Here is a 17794-nt window from a genome sequence, read left to right on the forward strand (position 1 = left end):
TAGTTTATGAAACAACTTTTAAAGTTAACCGGATGTCTGACACTAGCAGGACTTTTTGCCTCTTGCCAATCGGCACAACAGGAAGCCAACTACCAGATCATCCCCATGCCACAAGAAATTGTAACAGCTCAAGGAAATCCCTTCATCCTGAAGAGCGGTGTGAAAATCCTCTATCCGGAAGGAAACGAGAAGATGCAACGCAACGCGCAATTCCTGGCTGACTATCTGAAAACCGCTACCGGAAAAGATTTCGCTATCGAAGCCGGAACAGAAGGTAAGAATGCAATCGTACTGACATTGGGCACGGCAAACGAAAATCCGGAATCCTATCAGTTGAAAGTTGCCGGTGACGGAATCACGATTACCGGTCCTACCGAGGCCGGCGTATTCTATGGCATCCAGTCCTTGCGCAAATCATTGCCTGTGGCTGTCGGCGCAGACATTTCCATGCCTGCCGTAGAAATCAATGACGCTCCCCGCTTTGGCTATCGTGGCGCACACTTCGATACCAGCCGTCATTTCTTCACAGTAGACGAAATAAAGACCTACATCGACATGCAGGCTTTACACAACATGAACCGTATGCATTGGCATATCACTGACGACCAAGGCTGGCGTCTGGAAATCAAGAAATATCCGAAACTGACGGAAGTCGGTGCTAACAGAACGGAAACAGTGATCGGACGTAACTCCGGCGAATACGACGGCAAACCTTACGGCGGTTTCTACACCCAGGAACAAGCCAAAGAAATCGTAGATTACGCAGCCGAACGTTACATCACCGTTGTTCCCGAAATCGACCTTCCGGGACATATGCAAGCTGCCCTTGCCGCTTATCCTGAATTGGGATGTACCGGTGGTCCGTACGAAGTATGGAGACAATGGGGGGTATCAGAAGATGTACTTTGTGCCGGAAACGATCAAGTTTTGAAATTCCTCGAAGATGTATATGGCGAACTGATTGAAATCTTCCCGTCGCAATATATTCATGTCGGTGGTGACGAATGTCCGAAAGTAAGATGGGAGAAATGCCCGAAATGCCAGGCACGTATCAAGGCGCTGGGATTGAAATCGGATGATGTGCATAGCAAAGAAGAACGTTTGCAGAGCTTCGTTATCAACCAGCTCGAAAAATTCCTCAACGACCATGGACGTCGGATCATCGGTTGGGATGAAATCCTCGAAGGCGGACTTGCTCCAAACGCTACTGTTATGTCATGGCGTGGTGAAAAGGGCGGTATCGAAGCAGCGAAACAGAAACACGATGTCATCATGACACCGAACACATACCTGTATTTCGACTATTACCAAGCTAAAGACGTAGATAACGAACCGTTTGGTATCGGTGGTTATCTGCCGTTGGAAAGAGTGTACAGCTACGAACCGATGCCGGCTTCTCTGACTCCGGAAGAACAGAAATATATCAAGGGCGTGCAAGCCAACCTCTGGACAGAATACATCGCTACCTTCCCTCACGCGCAGTACATGGTATTGCCTCGTTGGGCTGCATTGTGTGAAATTCAGTGGTCCAGCCCTGAAAAGAAAAACTATGCCAACTTCCTGTCCCGTCTTCCTCAACTGATTAAGTGGTATGATGCCGAAGGATACAACTACGCAAAACACGTATTCGACGTACAAGCCGAGTTTGACCCGAATACGGCAGAAGGAACGATGGACGTAACCTTGTCTACTATTGACAATGCCCCTGTCCACTACACTTTGGACGGTACAGAACCCACTACTGCTTCTCCCGTTTACGAAGGAGTGTTGAAGATTAAAGAAAATGTCACTCTGTCCGCCAAAGCCATTCGTCCTACCGGTGAGAGCAAGACACTGACAGAGAAGATCGATTTCAGCAAATCCAGCATGAAGCCGATTGTAGCCAATCAACCTATCAATGAACAATACCTCTTCAAGGGAGCTTCCACGTTAAACGATGGTTTGAAAGGAAATAGCAGCTACCGGTCAGGTCGTTGGATCGCTTTCAACGGAAACGACATGGACATGACGATCGACCTTCAGCAACCCACAGAAATTTCAAGTGTGGCCATCTCTACCAATGTAGCGAAGGGCGACTGGGTGTTTGATGCCAGAAGCCTCTCCGTAGAAATTTCAGACGATGGAAAGACTTTCAAAAAGATTGCTTCCGGAGAATATCCGGCAATGAAAGAGACGGACAAAGACGGGGTCGTTGACCATCAACTAATGTTTACCCCTGTGACTACCCAATACGTGAGAGTTATTGCTTCACCGGAGAAATCACTTCCGGCATGGCATGCAGGAAAAGATAAAAACGCATTTTTATTTGTAGACGAAATCAAAATTGATTAATGAATATAAGAAAAGAATACACTAAAGTTTGTCTTTTCTTATGGATATTGGGGATGTGCCTGAAAGCACATCCCATTCTGGCACAGTCCGTCATACCTGTCCCATTAAAAATGGAGCGGGGGACGGGCTTTTTTTTACTGTCAGAAAAGACAAGACTTTATACAAATCTACAAGATGGAGAAGCGAAGCTCTGGGAGAATTACCTGAAGGCATTACCCGTTCAATTAAAGAAAGCGGGCATGAAAGACAGGAAACAGATGCTTCTCTTATTGATAACCCCCAAGAACCCCCAGTTGCCATCGCCGGAAAGCTATACTCTTTCCGTCACTCCGCAACAAATCCTGATACGCGCCACTTCGGGAGCCGGATTATTCTATGGTATGCAAACCCTGTTGCAGTTGGCACAACCTTCGGGGGCAGGCAGCTATTCCATAGCCTCTGTCGAGATAGAAGACACTCCCCGTTTTGCTTATCGTGGACTGATGCTGGACGTGTCCCGCCATTTTTCTACCAAAGAGTTTATAAAGAAACAGATAGACGCACTGGCGTATTACAAAATCAACCGTCTGCACCTGCATCTGACCGATGCGGCAGGCTGGCGGCTTGAAATCAAGAAATACCCTTTGCTGACCGAATTTGCGGCCTGGCGTACAGATCCCACCTGGAAGCAATGGTGGAACGGCGGACGCAAATACCTCCGTTTTGATGCTCCCGGAGCTTCCGGCGGTTATTACACCCAGGACGATATCCGTGAAATATTGGAATATGCCCGTCAGCATTATATCACGGTGATTCCCGAGATAGAGATGCCCTCCCATTCGGAAGAAGTGCTGGCAGCCTATCCGCAGTTATCCTGTTCGGGCGAGCCTTACAAGAACTCCGATTTCTGTGTCGGCAATGAAGAAACCTTCACGTTTCTGGAGAATGTGCTGACCGAAGTCATGGATCTTTTCCCTTCCGAATACATTCATATCGGTGGCGATGAGGCCGGTAAGTCGGCTTGGAAGACCTGTCCGAAATGTCAGAAGAGAATGAAAGACGAGCATCTAGCCAATGTAGACGAGCTGCAAAGCTACCTGATACACCGCATTGAGAAGTTCCTGAACGATCATGGACGTCATCTGTTGGGATGGGACGAGATTCTGCAAGGAGGCATTGCGCCCAACGCAACCGTCATGTCATGGCGTGGAGAAGAGGGGGGCATCGCTGCCGTAACCTCCGGGCATCATGCCATCATGACGCCGGGTGCCTATTGCTATCTGGACAGTTATCAGGATGCTCCATACTCGCAGCCGGAAGCCATCGGTGGATACCTGCCGTTGAAAAAGGTCTATTCCTACAATCCCGTTCCCGCTTCCTTAACCCCGGAACAGGCAAAACTGGTCTACGGTGTGCAGGGCAACTTATGGGTGGAATATATTTCCACTCCCGAACACGTGGAGTATATGATTTACCCTCGAATCCTGGCATTGGCGGAAACAGCTTGGTCGGCTCCGGAACGTAAATCATGGCCGGATTTCCATACCCGCGCATTGTCGGCAGTGGCCGATTTGCAGGAGAAAGGATACCATCCTTTCGATTTGAAAAAAGAAATCGGCAGCCGTCCCGAGTCGCTTCAACCGGTCAGCCATTTGGCATGGGGCAAAAAGGTGATTTATAATTCACCCTACAGCCCCCATTATCCGGCACAGGGAAACACAGCTCTGACGGACGGCATACGTGGTGATTGGACGTATGGTGACGGTTCGTGGCAAGGATTCATCTCGGACAACCGCCTCGATGTGACGATTGATATGGAAAAAGAAACTTCCATCCATTCTGTCACTGCCGCCTTTATGCAGGTGATAGGAGCGGAAGTATTCCTGCCGGAGACTGTGGTGATTTCCATTTCCGATGACGGAACCCATTTCACGGAGTTGCGAAAACAACACTTTGAAGTGAGCAAAGAAACGCCCATCCGGTTTACGGATATTTCATGGCAGGGCGAAGCCAAAGGAAGATACGTACGCTATCAGGCACAAGCCGGAAGTGAATTCGGAGGCTGGATATTTACGGATGAAATTATTGTGAATTAAAAACGGATGAGATTATTGGAAATTAAAGAAGGAATCTACTCAACCAGATTCCTTCTTTTTTTGTTATATTTGTATTATTACCTTAAAAACTAAGAATATGGTACAACACGCTAGACTCATTTTCTACAGCCTTCTTCTTCTGGTAATCCCGTGCGAGGGCACGTTGGCACAGAAGATTCCCGTCGCGCCCATAGACTCATTGATTACCGTAGGATATGCCACCGGAAGTTTGAAAACCCTGTCCGGTTCCGTCGAGAAAATCACGGAGACACAGATGAACAAGGACCAGATAACGAACCCTTTGGAAGCAATCCGTGGACGTGTGCCGGGATTGACCATCCAGCGGGGCTCAAACGGACCGGCGGCTCTGGATGCGGTACGCCTGCGGGGAACTACCTCACTGACCAGCGGCAACGACCCTTTGATTATCGTCGACGGAGTATTTGGCGACTTGAGCATGCTTGCCTCCATTTACCCTACGGATATTGAGAGCTTTACCATCCTGAAAGACGCTTCCGAAACCGCGCAATACGGTTCGCGAGGTGCATCCGGTGTGATAGAAGTCACCACCAAAAAAGGGATGAGCGGCAGGACACAGGTAGCTTACAATGGTAGTTTCGGAATTTCCACCGTCTACAAGAATCTGAAAATGCTGTCCGGTGATGAGTTCCGTCGTGTAGCATCGGAACGCGGCATTTCCATTTTGGACAAAGGGAACAATACCGATTTCCAGAAAGAGATTGAACAGACAGGACTGCAACAGAATCATCACATCGCCTTTTATGGCGGTTCCAGTGAGTCCAGTTATCGTGTTTCTCTCGGTTTCATGGATCGTCAGGGAGTGATTCTGAATGAAGACATGAAGAATTTCACTTCAAATATGAACATGAATCAGAAAATGTTCGACGGCTTCCTGAACTGCGAACTGGGAATGTTCGGTTCCATTCAAAAGAATCACAACCTGGTTGATTATCAGAAAACGTTCTATTCGGCAGCTACGTTCAATCCTACCTATCCCAATCATAAAGACCCTGTCACCAATTCTTGGGACGGCATAACGACCGCCAGTCAAATCACCAATCCATTGGCATGGATGGAAGTGCAGGACGATGATGCCACTTCGCACATCAGCACGCACGCCCGTCTCACCTTCAATCTGATGGAAGGACTGAAGCTAAGCCTGTTCGGTGCCTACACATACAATATCGTAGAAAATTCGCAGTACCTCCCCACTTCCGTCTGGGCGAACGGTCAGGCATACAAAGGAACCAAAAAGCGCGAATCCTTATTGGGAAACATGATGCTGACCTATAAGAAAAACTGGAAAAAGCATTTCTTTGACGCACTGGCACTTGCCGAACTTCAGAAAGAGACCTACACAGGCTATTATACCACAGTCAGCAATTTCAGCACCGATAAGTTCGGGTATAATAATCTTCAGGCAGGAGCACTCCGTTTGTGGGAAGGCACCAATTCGTACTATGAACAACCGCGCCTGGCATCTTTCATGGGACGCTTCAATTATACATACGCCGACCGCTACGTACTGACGTTGAACGCCCGTACGGATGCTTCCTCCAAATTCGGAGCCAACCATAAATGGGGCTTTTTCCCCTCTGCGTCCGCGGCATGGGTGATTAGTGAAGAAGAATTTATGAAGCAATTCCCCGTGATAGACAATCTGAAATTCCGTATCGGTTACGGTCTGGCAGGTAATCAGAGCGGGATTGACTCATACACAACGCTGAGTCTCGTCAAGCCGAACGGTGTCGTCCCCGTCGGAAACTCCGCCATCGTATCTTTGGGAGATCTCCGGAATACGAATCCCGACCTGAAATGGGAAGTGAAACATACCTTTAATACCGGTTTCGACATCGCTTTATTCGGCAACCGCCTGTTGCTTTCCGCCAACTATTACAACTCCCGCACCACGGATATGCTCTACCTTTACAACGTAAGCGTGCCCCCTTTCACCTATAACACCTTGCTTGCCAATATCGGCTCCATGCGCAACTGGGGTACGGAAATTGCCATCGGTATCACCCCTTTGAAAACGAAGGACATGGAGCTGAATATCAATGCCAACATCACCTTCCAGCGCAACAAATTGCTTTCATTGAGTGGTATGTATAACGGCGAAATGCTTTCCGCTCCCGAATATAAAAGTCTTGCCAGCCTCGACGGAGCCGGCTTCCACGGCGGCTACAACCACATCGTTTATCAGATGGTGGGGCAACCGTTGGGCGTGTTCTATCTTCCTCACAGCACCGGACTGGAGTCCGACGGAAACGGTGGATATACCTATGGCATCGCCGACCTGAATGGCGGAGGCGTCAGTCTTGAAGATGGAGAAGACCGCTACGTGGCAGGACAAGCCGTACCCAAAACGATTCTGGGATCTAACATCAGTTTCCGTTACAAACGTTTCGACCTGTCTTTGCAGATCAACGGAGCCTTCGGACATAAAATCTACAACGGAACTTCCCTGACCTATATGAACATGAATATATTCCCCGACTACAACGTAATGAAAAAAGCTCCGCAACAGAACATCAAGGATCAGACCGCCACCGACTATTGGCTGGAAAAGGGAGATTACGTCAATTTCGACTATGTGACACTGGGCTGGAACGTGCCGATTGAAAAGGTGCAGAAACTAAAGAAATATGTCCGTTCCCTGCGCTTGGCATTTACAATCAACAACCTGGCAACCATTTCCGGCTATTCGGGACTTTCGCCCATGATAAACAGTTCCACAGTGAACTCTACGTTGGGCGTGGACGATAAACGGGGATATCCGTTGGCACGGACGTACACCTTAGGATTGAGTATTAACTTTTAATGGAGGAGGAGAGTATGAAACAATATGTGAAAAATAGAAGTTGGTTAGGATTCTTTCTGGCAATGTGTTTGGGCTTATTTTCCTGTGATAAGTTCTTACAGGAAAATCCGAAGGACAAACTACCGGAAGATGATGTCTACAATACGATCTCGGAAGTATATCTCAATGCAGTAGCTTCGCTTTATACCTACGTAGGCGGTTATAGCGACAGTCAGGGATTGCAGGGAACGGGTAGGGGAGTCTACGACCTGAACACTTTCACTTCCGACGAGGCCATTATCCCCACCCGTGGAGGTGACTGGTACGATGGCGGCTTCTGGCAAGGACTTTACCTGCACGATTGGGGAGTGGAGAATGACGCTATCCAAGCGACATGGGAATATCTTTATAAAGTCGTCATGCTAAGTAACAAATCGCTCGAGCGGATAGACAAATTCGCCGAAACCCATTCCGATGCGGAACTTCCGGCATACCGTGCGGAAGTGCAGGCAATGCGGGCCATGTATTATTATTATCTGATGGATTTGTTCGGGCGCATCCCGTTGGTTCAATCCTCTTCAGTGGCGATGAAAGATGTTGTCCAGAGTGAACGGAAAACAGTTTTCGACTTTGTATTCAAAGAATTGCAGGAAGCGGCTCCGCTGTTGAGCGATGCGCACAGCAACCAGTCCGGTCCTTATTATGGCCGTATCACCCGTCCGGTGGTAACTTTCCTATTGGCCAAACTGGCTCTGAATTCCGAAGTCTATACGGACAATGATTGGACAGACGGACAACGTCCGGACGGGAAAAACATAAAGTTTACAGTGAACGGCAACGAACTCAATGCCTGGGAAACAGTCATCTACTACTGTGACCAGTTAAAGACGCTGGGCTACAACGAACTGGAACCGGAATACGAAACCAATTTCTCCATTTTCAATGAATCATCGATAGAGAATATCTTTACCATCCCGATGAATAAAACCTTGTACACCAATCAAATGCAATATCTGTTCCGCTCCCGCCACTACAATCATGCCAAGGCGTACGGCCTAAGCGGTGAGAACGGTCCCAGCGCAACCATTGAAGCCCTCGAAACCTTCGGTTATGAAACAGCCGAACAAGATCCCCGCTTTGATATTTGCTATTTTGTGGGCGTGGTGCACGACCTGAAAGGAAACATCATCAAGCTGGATGATGGCACTGTATTGGAATATCTGCCCTGGAAAATAGCTTTGGATATCACAGATACCCCGTACGAACAAACAGCGGGAGCCCGTATGAAAAAGTATGAAGTCGATCCCACCGCCACGAAAGACGGTAAATTGATGGAGAATGACATTGTACTGTTCCGCTACGCGGATGCTCTGTTGATGAAGAGTGAAGCCAAAGTACGCAACGGAGCCGGTGGAGATGAAGAACTGAATGAAGTCCGTAGCCGCGTCAATGCCTCCTCCCGTCCTGCCACTTTAGAGAATATCCTTGCCGAACGTCAGCTGGAACTGGCTTGGGAAGGTTGGAGACGTCAAGACTTGGTTCGCTTCGGGAAGTTTACAAGAGCTTACAGTAGCCGTCCGCAATTGCCGGATGAGGAAAACGGATATACTACCGTGTTCCCTATACCGGAGAAAATACGGGTGATGAATACGAAGTTGAAACAGAATCCGGGGTACTGACAGGAGTTATCATTCAATCAACTCAAAATCATATTTTTCAAGTTCGTTCCCGTTGATAATCATAGCAATCTGATGAAGTCCGAGATGGAGCTTCCTCGTTGTAACCACCCGGAAAGAATGTTTTCGGGTGATTCGCGTCGTTGAATTTCCCGCATATTCTTTCTCGCTGATTTTATGCACTTTTTTCGTCAACGTTCCATTCGCTTTTTGGTAATAGATTCCATATTCGAGTCGTATCTTGGTCGTTTGATCGTTCTTGTTCAACAGTTTGAAACTAAACTCCAACGAATCCCCGACTTTCACTTCAGGGCTTGAAATTTGGAAATCTTCCACATAGATATTGCTGATAGTAGAGTTGAAGCCAAACAACTCCATCACCTCCGGATTGCCTTGTTTTAAGAGTGTCCGGCAACCGTGTTTTATAATCCAATCCACCTCTTTCGATTCTCCCTTCCATTTCTTTGCTAAATCAATGACGATTTCGGGATTATCTTTCGCGATATCATTTAAATTATTGGCAACGCTCAATCGCACAAATCTTGCCGGATCATTTTTAAGATTCTCCAAAATAGGAATGATAGGCGCAGGATTTTCTTTCAGGTTCGGCAATGCCATCGCCCAAGGAAGGCGCGGACGACAGCCTTCTGACGCAAGCCGCCTGACTCCCCAATGTTCGTGTTTCGACCAAACCAACATCTGTTTCATCATTCGATCCGGATATTTGATAATAAAAGGATGGGCCACAAACTCGCAACTTGTGAACTGCGTGATTTTCTCTATCGCCCTGACAGAAGTTTCGTAATCGTCCAGTCCATATTGTTCGACATAATTATCCAGAATTCCCCCATACTCCAAAGTCAGGCCAAACTTCGTGTCGTCTATCACCGAGGAATCAGGCCGTGTCTTTTTTATATGATCCAACAATTCAAGTATCTTAGCGATCGCCTCTTTGTAATCTGCCGGTAAAAACTTTCTTAGAACCGTTGTAATGTGCATGCAGCGTTGTTTAAGTTCCCTGCCTTCCCATTCATCGTCCATCACTTGAGATACAAACTCGCGGGCATCAAAATTGTCGATAACAAGTTTCAGATCTTTCGTAAACAGATCGAAAAATTGCTCGTTAAACATGTTTTTAAACGGTTCTGTCATTCTTTTAATATATAGTTTAGTTAAAAATCAACCTAATTTACGCGCTGAAACCTTTATCTCTCATTTATAAAAAAGAAGTGAGCCGTAAAAAAGATTGCAGCCCACTTATACCTTATATATGATAGCAAAAGACTAATCGAAGAAACTCTTGAATTTCTTGAAAATCTTCTCTTTTACCGACGTGTTAGGTTTGAAATTGTCCGAAGCTTCCATTTTCTCGAGCGTGCTCTTTTCCTCCTTGTTGAGAGCTTCCGGCACATAAATACTGATATTGACCAGCAAATCTCCCGTACCGTACCCGTTTACATTCGGCAACCCCTTGCCACGCAAACGAAGCACTTTACCCGGTTGGGTACCCGAATCAATCTTCACTTTCACTTTGCCGTCAATCGTCGGAATTTCCACAGCACCGCCCAGCGCAGCCGTCGGGAAACTAAGCAACAGATTATAAATCAAATCATTTTCGTCGCGAATCAAGTCCTGATGCGGTTCTTCCTCCACGAGGATCAATAAGTCGCCTGCCACACCGTTGTGTTTGCCGGCATTACCTTTGCCGCCCATAGAGAGCTGCATACCCTCTGCCACTCCGGCAGGGATATTCACCGATACCACTTCCTCGCCGTAAATGATTCCGTCGCCACCACACTTCTTACATTTATTCTTGATAATCTTTCCCTCACCGCCACACGTAGAACAAGTGACGCGAGTCTGCATCGTGCCCAGAATGGTCTGTTGGTTACGAATCACCGAGCCGCTACCTTTACAAGTAGGGCAAGTCTCCGATCCGCCGTCACCCTCGGCACCCGTGCCATGACACTGGTCACACGGCACATATTTTTTGAGTTTAAATTTCTTTTCTACTCCGGTAGAGATTTCTTTCAACGTCAGCTTCACTTTCACACGGAGGTCACTGCCGCGATACCGGCGTTGCTGTGAACCGCCGCCACCGCCAAATCCGCTGAATCCTCCGAAGCCTCCCCCGAAACCGCTGCCGCGGCCACCGAAGATGTCGCCAAACATAGAGAAGATGTCATCCATCGACATTCCCTCGCCACCGAAACCACCGAACGGACCGCCATTGCCTGCCGCACCGCTCACTCCCGCATGACCGAACTGATCGTAACGCGAACGCTTCTCCGGATTGCTCAACACGTCGTATGCCTCGGCCGCCTCCTTAAATTTCTCTTCAGCCTCCTTGTCGCCCGGATTCTTGTCGGGGTGATACTGAATTGCTTTCTTGCGGTATGCTTTCTTTATTTCTTCTACTGTGGCTGTCTTCGTCACCTCCAATATTTCGTAATAGTCTCTTTTTTCTGCCATGCCCATTTATTGATTTATGATTGAAAAGATTTATGATTTATGAATTCTGATTTATGATTTACTCTGCAGACCAATAGCGCAGCCATAAATCATAAATCATAATTCATAAATCTCCTCATTCTCCTACTACCACTTTAGCGTGGCGGAGCACTTTGTCGTTCAGTGTATATCCCGTTTGCACACAGTCCAGAATCTTGCCTTTCTGTGCTTCCTCCGGTGCGGGGATTACCGCGATGGCTTCATGATAATCAGTATCCAGCGGTTGGTCTTTTGTTTCGATAACTTTCACGCCGTTTTGTGCCAGAACAGCCATAAATTTATTATAAATCAGTTCTACTCCTTCTTTTACGGCATTGACATCCGTTGCCGTTTCCATCGTTTTGATGGCACGTTCGAAGTCGTCCACCACCGGAAGAATACTGCTAAGGCTCTTTTCGCCACCGTTCAGAATCAGTTCAGCCTTCTCCTTTATGGTGCGTTTCCGATAGTTGTCAAACTCGGCAGACAAGCGCAGGTATTTATCCTTTTGCTCTTCAATCGCCTCTTGAGCCTTTTCCAGTTCTTTTTCCAGCTCTTCTTCGTGAGTCAGGGGAGTGGCGTCCTCCGCTTGTTCGTTTTGCGGTTGTTCTTCCGCATGGTTTTGAGTTTCCTCAACGTTCAGTTCTTCTTCCTTCACTTTTTTTTCTTTCGGATCCATCTTGGTATTTACTATTTTATTATTTACTATTATAAAAACACACGTTATCTTAATTGGTAAGATACCGCCAATAAAACATACCGGGCTGACCGGATGTCATTGATTTTGTCTGCAAAAACTTTGCCAAGTTGGCTGTTTTGCCAAAAAACGCAGCAAAGGTAACACTTTTATGTCAGATTGGCACATATCAGATAGTTCATAATTCATTTTAAATGTCTAACTTTGCAGCCCCTATGGGCTAATAGTGATTTTAATCGTAAATCGTAAATAATAAAATCGTAAATAAAGAAGATGATTACAGTTTCGAACGTTTCGGTACAGTTTGGTAAAAGAGTGTTATTTAATGACGTAAACCTGAAGTTTACGAGTGGTAATTGTTATGGTATTATTGGTGCTAACGGTGCGGGAAAATCTACCTTCCTTCGTACGATTTACGGAGATCTGGACCCGACAACGGGTACCATTGCGCTCGGACCGGGCGAACGCCTCTCGGTGTTGAGCCAGGACCACTTTAAGTGGGACTCTTATACCGTCATGGATACCGTAATGATGGGGCATACCGTGTTGTGGGACATCATGAAGCAACGCGAGGTGTTGTATGCGAAAGAAGATTTCACAGACGAAGACGGGCTGAAAGTATCCGAACTGGAAGAGAAATTTGCCGAGCTGGACGGATGGAATGCGGAAAGCGACGCAGCCATGCTGTTGAGCGGATTGGGCGTGAAAGAAGATAAGCATTATGTATTGATGGGTGAGCTGAGCGGTAAGGAAAAAGTGCGTGTCATGCTGGCGCAGGCATTGTACGGAAATCCGGACAACCTCTTGCTCGATGAGCCTACCAATGACTTGGATATGGAGACAGTGACCTGGTTGGAAGAGTACCTTTCCAACTTCGAGCATACCGTATTGGTAGTGAGCCACGACCGTCACTTCCTCGACTCTGTATGTACGCACACCGTGGACATCGACTACGGAAAAATCAATATGTTTGCCGGTAACTATAGTTTCTGGTACGAATCCAGCCAGTTGGCCCTCCGTCAGCAGCAGAACCAGAAGGCGAAGGCTGAAGAGAAGAAGAAAGAGTTGGAAGAATTTATCCGCCGTTTCAGCGCCAACGTAGCGAAGAGCAAGCAGACAACGAGCCGTAAGAAGATGTTGGAGAAACTGAACGTAGAAGAGATCAAACCTTCTTCACGTAAGTATCCGGGCATCATCTTCACTCCCGAACGCGAGCCGGGCAACCAGATTCTGGAAGTTTCCGGATTGAGCAAGAAGACGGAAGAAGGCGTAGTGCTTTTCAACGATGTCAACTTCAACGTAGAGAAAGGTGACAAAGTGGTATTCCTGTCGCGCAACCCGCGTGCGATGACTGCGTTCTTCGAAATCATCAACGGAAACATGAAGCCGGATGCCGGTACCTTCAACTGGGGGGTAACCATCACCACTGCTTACCTGCCGCTGGATAATACCGATTTCTTCAATACCGACCTCAACCTGGTGGACTGGTTGAGCCAGTTTGGCGAAGGAAACGAAGTATATATGAAAGGCTTCCTCGGCCGTATGCTTTTCTCCGGCGAAGAGGTGTTGAAGAAAGTAAGCGTACTCTCCGGAGGTGAGAAGATGCGTTGTATGATTGCCCGTATGCAGCTCCGCAACGCGAACTGTCTGATTCTGGACACTCCGACCAACCACTTGGACTTGGAATCTATCCAGGCATTCAACAACAACCTGAAGACGTACAAGGGAAACATCCTTTTCTCTTCTCATGACCACGAGTTTATCCAGACGGTTGCCAACCGCATCATCGAACTGACACCGAACGGTATCATCGACAAGATGATGGAGTATGACGAATATATCACGTCCGATCACATCAAGGAATTGAGAGCGAAGATGTACGGGGACAAATTGTAAATAAACTATTTCACCACAGAGGACACGGAGGACGCAGAGGTTGTTATTCAGAGATAATTAGAGTCTCTGCGTCCTCTGTGTCCTCTGTGTCCTCTGTGGTTGTTCTATTATTATACCTCTTCCATCAGCGCCAATTCCCAACTGCGCCATACGATTGTTGCCAGTTTCAATCCCCCTTTCTCACGAGCTTCTGCCACACATTCATCCTTGCTATAGCGAATCAACTTTCCAGTGCGGAGAAATGGGTGACTATCTCAGTCACTATCTCGCCTTGCTCCGCAATCTCCTTGATGACGGAGAAATTTTCGCCCAGTCCATGGTCGAGACGGACAAGGTAGGTAAGCTTGTTAAAGTCCGTACGGATATTGGGATCTACAATCTGCTAATTTATTTTTACTGAAGCAATAATTGTCATAGTTAGGCTTCATCATTGTCACCGCATCGTCTACCGACATAGGAAGAGCGCCTTGTTCCTTATAATACGTCAGCATCTCGCGCAATTCCTTCTCGCTGAAACCTACAAGGTCGTTAAACCACGGGTCGGTGGTGATATTCGTTCCGATGTTGAATCCGCTTGTCACGTCGTCCATCGTCACCGGGCTTACCCTTACGGGTGGCATAGGTATTCTTTCTTTATTCATCATTCATATCGAGTAAATATACGGAAAACGGATGAATGTGACACGTTTAATGCCACTAATTTATCCGTTTATCTGCTATTTCGCGGAAAAACTACAACTCCAACCCCGTCTGCACCGGAAGCTGCGGGCGTATTGAATTTTCTTTGCGCTCTTCGGCCGAATACTCCACCACCCAATATTCCGTGATATTGTTGGAGGTCTTCCGTGAGTGGAAATGGTTGTTTTCCAATACCGTGACCAGCATTTGTTTCATCTGTGCGTTGGCCTGTGTGCGCCCGTTCATGCTCAATACCGACAGCAGGTAGGAGGCAGGATACCATTGCGCCTGAATATCGTTCGTGCTGGCTGCCCGGAAATAGAAGAAAAGATTCTCCTCTACCGGATCTTTTTGGCGGAACGCCTCATTGCGGTTGTTGAGAAACGTAATCTCCTGGTTCTCATACCAATATTGAAACCCCTGCCGGTAGAGTGCGTATGCTTGTGCATATATCCCCTGATGGTTGACAGGCGTGTGATAATCTATTTCCAGCAACGTATTGAACAGGATGCGCCTGTTCTCGCCGATGTCCGGCAGACAGTGCGGGTTGTTCGTGCTGGCGATGAATGATGCGCGGCGGATGAACGTATAATTCTGGATATCGTAAACCTTCCGTTCGTTCATCACATCTTGCGTGATGAGACTTTTCAACTCCTGCATGCGTGCGGGAGAGAGCGTATCAAACTCATCCAGATTGATGAGTAGGCAGGACGACATTTGCAGGAGATGGTCTTTGTTGTCGGGACTAATCATGCCGTTGCGATAATAATCCTTCAGCTCCGGTGGGAGGAGATGGCGGACAAAAGTACTCTTGCCTTTTCCCTGTGCGCCGTGGAGCAGCATCAACTGGTGGTTTTGCGCTTCGTCGTCGATGGCACATGCCACCATTCCCACCAGCCAGCGGCGGAAGCTGTCTTCAAAAAAAGCCTGGTCTGCCGCTTTCACTGTTTTTGTCAGTTGGCCGATGTGGTCTGTTTTCCCGTCCCATGTCTGGAGTGAGGTGAAATAATGGATAAACGGGTTGAACGGCTTTGCATAGTCCGAGTCCACCAGTGCTTTCAAATTAGCTTGCGAACTGTATATCTTCTTCATCTGTGCGTTGATATAGAATGTGTTGATATCCTTTGTGCGCAGTGTACTGAAAGGCGGCTGCTCTGTTTTAGGGAGACCAGGTATTATTTTCCGGAACTCGATCTGCTCTTTCACCACGTTTCTTCTGATTTCGTAGTGTTCGTCCATAAATTTGATGACCTGGCATATTCTCGGTTGTTGGCTTTCTTCTTCCGCCTGATCGGTCTTTGAGGTGTATTGGTAAGCATTGTGCAAGGGCAGTTCGAGGTCGAAGTCGGGTAGGTCTCCGAAATGACTGTGTGCCAGACTGACGGATTCCTCTTCCGTGATATGGCGGTGGTAACACTGATTGCCGAGACAATAGAAGAAATTGTCCCGGTTGCCTATCTCGAGACGTTCTTTGCGTTTGGTGTACTCCAGCGCCTTGCGGAAGTCGAGTTGCACTTGCAGGTCGATGGGCGACGCATTCTCCTGCACGGGGAGGAGCGGGGATCGTTTTCCCGGATTTTTGCGCTTCTTGTTTTTACATTCTTCTTCAGTGGGCAGTGTCACTTTTACGGTCAGCGGCTTCACGTTTTCCAGTCGTTCGGTAGAGAGGAAAGCGTCCGGATCGTGCGACACGAAGAATCCGCGTCCCGGGTCGCTCCCGCTGGTGTCTACTTTGGTATTGAGCAGCTTTTCATATTGGCTGCTTGCCAGGGCGTACATGCGGTGGTGGTAGCGTTCGAGGGTGAGGAAGTCTACGGTTCCCAATGCGTTCAGTTCGGTGCGTAAGGCTTCCGCCTCATTGCCGGTAAGATAGACGAAGATCTTCAGCCCGTGCATCCGGGGGCTGACGAAGCTGCCTAGCGTGTCGGGGCAATCGTTCACCAGTTGGCGGAAGTCCGGGATCTTTTCTGCCGGCATATCGTCACAGTCGAGCGTGATGATGTCCTGATACTTGTCCAGACTGTAAGCCAGCCTTTCCTTGGCGTAAGTAGCCGTGATGGTGCAGTAGGGCAGTTGCTTCTTCATGTGGTCTGCTTTCACCGTTTCTCCTGCATCCATTGCTTCCCGAAGTCTCCGGATTCTGTCGCGATAGACATCTCCCCGGATAAATTCGAACATTTGCCGGATACTGATACTTCCTGATACGAGTGATAATCCCCTGTATGTCGTTATTGAGATATTTTCCATTTTAATTATTGATATGAATGTAAGTCGTGTCAATATTAACACACTGCAAAGGACGGCTTTTTATGTAGAATAAAAAAACTGCTTTTGGTACTCAAAAAGCAGTTTTTTAACAGTCGGTTCTTTCGTGTTAATCCTCAAGAAGCGTTCTTTTTAGTCTTTGTATCTCGCAATCAATCTCTTCCACGCTTAATGATTCGTCCGAATCATCCGATTTCTTGAAATCAACAGTCATAAACAACAACTCTGCAAAGTATTTGGGGCTTTTAATGTTAAAAACAGAGTCATGGTCATAACAGAGATGGACAAAGGGAAGGAGATACTTCTTGCGGTCGCCTGGACTTACCTCTATTCTGTTGGTATACAAATTGTTGACAGTGCCAAGCATTTGCGTGATAAACTGGGATACTTGGGGAAATTCTCCCTTTTCGAGTGTTACAGCCTGTTTGTTCTGGTAAACGAAGCCTTCGGAAAAAATGTCTTTTTTCTCATGATTTTAAGTGTTATTTGATTAGTGTTAAAAAATGTTGGTTTAAAAAGACGCAAAGGTACGTTTTATTTTGTTCCTATCGTTTACTTATACTGTTTATTCTCTTTATATATTTTATTTGATGGAAAAAGCGTGTAATTGAGGTGGAACCCCTCCACCTCAATTACACGCTTTTTCTATATAAAAAGAATATTCTCTCGCGCCTGCGCACGTGTACATTATTAAATAAGAAAACTAACAGCATTCAATAAGAAAACACACAGCCTGTTTGTCCTCAAGATACCATGTATTACACCGCGTCCCATCATAATATCGACAGGGCACAGTTGCAGGGCTGGCATTATAAAACAGATATTGGACAGAATACCCCCATAACCGCTTTTGTTTTCATTATAG

The 17794-nt window shown here is 47.1% G+C and carries 10 protein-coding genes and 1 pseudogene; 5 read left to right on the top strand and 6 right to left on the bottom strand.

Annotation, left to right across the window (positions count from 1 at the left end):
- The first annotated feature begins 6 nt into the window (after positions 1-6).
- From GD631_RS13645 to GD631_RS13660, 4 genes are all read left to right on the top strand, one after another.
- Positions 7-2331, top strand: coding sequence for a glycoside hydrolase family 20 protein (locus GD631_RS13645; protein WP_143257476.1), 2325 nt, complete (start codon positions 7-9; stop codon positions 2329-2331).
- A complete protein-coding gene (locus tag GD631_RS13650) occupies positions 2331-4406 on the top strand; it encodes a glycoside hydrolase family 20 protein (protein WP_143257477.1) in 2076 nt (691 codons plus the stop codon). The genes GD631_RS13645 and GD631_RS13650 overlap by 1 nt, the downstream gene beginning before the upstream one ends.
- Positions 4407-4503: 97 nt before the next feature.
- Positions 4504-7248 carry a SusC/RagA family TonB-linked outer membrane protein gene (locus GD631_RS13655; protein WP_143257478.1) on the top strand — a complete coding sequence of 915 codons (2745 nt, stop codon included), beginning with the start codon at positions 4504-4506 and terminating at the stop codon, positions 7246-7248.
- Positions 7248-8906 carry a RagB/SusD family nutrient uptake outer membrane protein gene (locus tag GD631_RS13660; protein ID WP_143257479.1) on the top strand — a complete coding sequence of 553 codons (1659 nt, stop codon included), beginning with the start codon at positions 7248-7250 and terminating at the stop codon, positions 8904-8906. The genes GD631_RS13655 and GD631_RS13660 overlap by 1 nt, the downstream gene beginning before the upstream one ends.
- Positions 8907-8915: 9 nt before the next feature.
- On the opposite strand, the gene GD631_RS13665 is transcribed toward GD631_RS13660, so the two are convergent.
- From GD631_RS13665 to GD631_RS13675, 3 genes are all read right to left on the bottom strand, one after another.
- Positions 8916-10055, bottom strand: a complete 1140-nt coding sequence (locus GD631_RS13665; protein ID WP_143257480.1) for a DNA alkylation repair protein — start codon at positions 10053-10055, stop codon at positions 8916-8918.
- 132 nt (positions 10056-10187) lie between these two features.
- Positions 10188-11375, bottom strand: coding sequence for a molecular chaperone DnaJ (dnaJ, locus tag GD631_RS13670; protein WP_143257481.1), 1188 nt, complete (start codon positions 11373-11375; stop codon positions 10188-10190).
- Between the two features lie 115 nt (positions 11376-11490).
- Complete coding sequence (locus GD631_RS13675) at positions 11491-12072, bottom strand: nucleotide exchange factor GrpE (protein WP_143257482.1); 582 nt, start codon at positions 12070-12072, stop codon at positions 11491-11493.
- Between the two features lie 291 nt (positions 12073-12363).
- Between GD631_RS13675 and GD631_RS13680 the strand changes: the two genes are divergently transcribed.
- Positions 12364-13986 (top strand): ABC-F family ATP-binding cassette domain-containing protein, encoded by a 1623-nt coding sequence (locus GD631_RS13680; RefSeq protein ID WP_143257483.1) that lies wholly within the window; start codon positions 12364-12366, stop codon positions 13984-13986.
- Between the two features lie 226 nt (positions 13987-14212).
- Here GD631_RS13680 and GD631_RS13685 read toward each other — a convergent pair.
- From GD631_RS13685 to GD631_RS22040, 3 genes and pseudogenes are all read right to left on the bottom strand, one after another.
- Positions 14213-14591, bottom strand: a pseudogene (locus tag GD631_RS13685) (hypothetical protein); the annotation flags it as partial.
- Positions 14592-14718: 127 nt separating this feature from the next.
- On the bottom strand, positions 14719-16911 hold the full coding sequence (locus GD631_RS13690) for a VapE domain-containing protein (protein ID WP_143257484.1): 2193 nt from the start codon (positions 16909-16911) through the stop codon (positions 14719-14721).
- A gap of 127 nt (positions 16912-17038) precedes the next feature.
- Positions 17039-17296, bottom strand: a complete 258-nt coding sequence (locus GD631_RS22040; protein WP_211200530.1) for a hypothetical protein — start codon at positions 17294-17296, stop codon at positions 17039-17041.
- Positions 17297-17794 lie beyond the last annotated feature (498 nt).

This window comes from Bacteroides luhongzhouii, from assembly GCF_009193295.2.
GTDB lineage: Bacteria > Bacteroidota > Bacteroidia > Bacteroidales > Bacteroidaceae > Bacteroides > Bacteroides luhongzhouii.

What these genes read in the sequence shown, in the direction of transcription:
- GD631_RS13645 (WP_143257476.1), top strand. Translation starts at nt 7, where the DNA reads ATGAAACAACTTTTAAAGTTAACCGGATGTCTGACACTAGCAGGACTT.
- GD631_RS13660 (WP_143257479.1), top strand. Translation starts at nt 7,248, where the DNA reads ATGGAGGAGGAGAGTATGAAACAATATGTGAAAAATAGAAGTTGGTTA.
- GD631_RS13675 (WP_143257482.1), bottom strand. Translation starts at nt 12,072, where the DNA reads ATGGATCCGAAAGAAAAAAAAGTGAAGGAAGAAGAACTGAACGTTGAG.
- GD631_RS22040 (WP_211200530.1), bottom strand. Translation starts at nt 17,296, where the DNA reads ATGCTTGGCACTGTCAACAATTTGTATACCAACAGAATAGAGGTAAGT.
- GD631_RS13655 (WP_143257478.1), top strand. Translation starts at nt 4,504, where the DNA reads ATGGTACAACACGCTAGACTCATTTTCTACAGCCTTCTTCTTCTGGTA.
- GD631_RS13680 (WP_143257483.1), top strand. Translation starts at nt 12,364, where the DNA reads ATGATTACAGTTTCGAACGTTTCGGTACAGTTTGGTAAAAGAGTGTTA.
- GD631_RS13665 (WP_143257480.1), bottom strand. Translation starts at nt 10,055, where the DNA reads ATGACAGAACCGTTTAAAAACATGTTTAACGAGCAATTTTTCGATCTG.
- dnaJ (WP_143257481.1), bottom strand. Translation starts at nt 11,375, where the DNA reads ATGGCAGAAAAAAGAGACTATTACGAAATATTGGAGGTGACGAAGACA.
- GD631_RS13650 (WP_143257477.1), top strand. Translation starts at nt 2,331, where the DNA reads ATGAATATAAGAAAAGAATACACTAAAGTTTGTCTTTTCTTATGGATA.
- GD631_RS13690 (WP_143257484.1), bottom strand. Translation starts at nt 16,911, where the DNA reads ATGGAAAATATCTCAATAACGACATACAGGGGATTATCACTCGTATCA.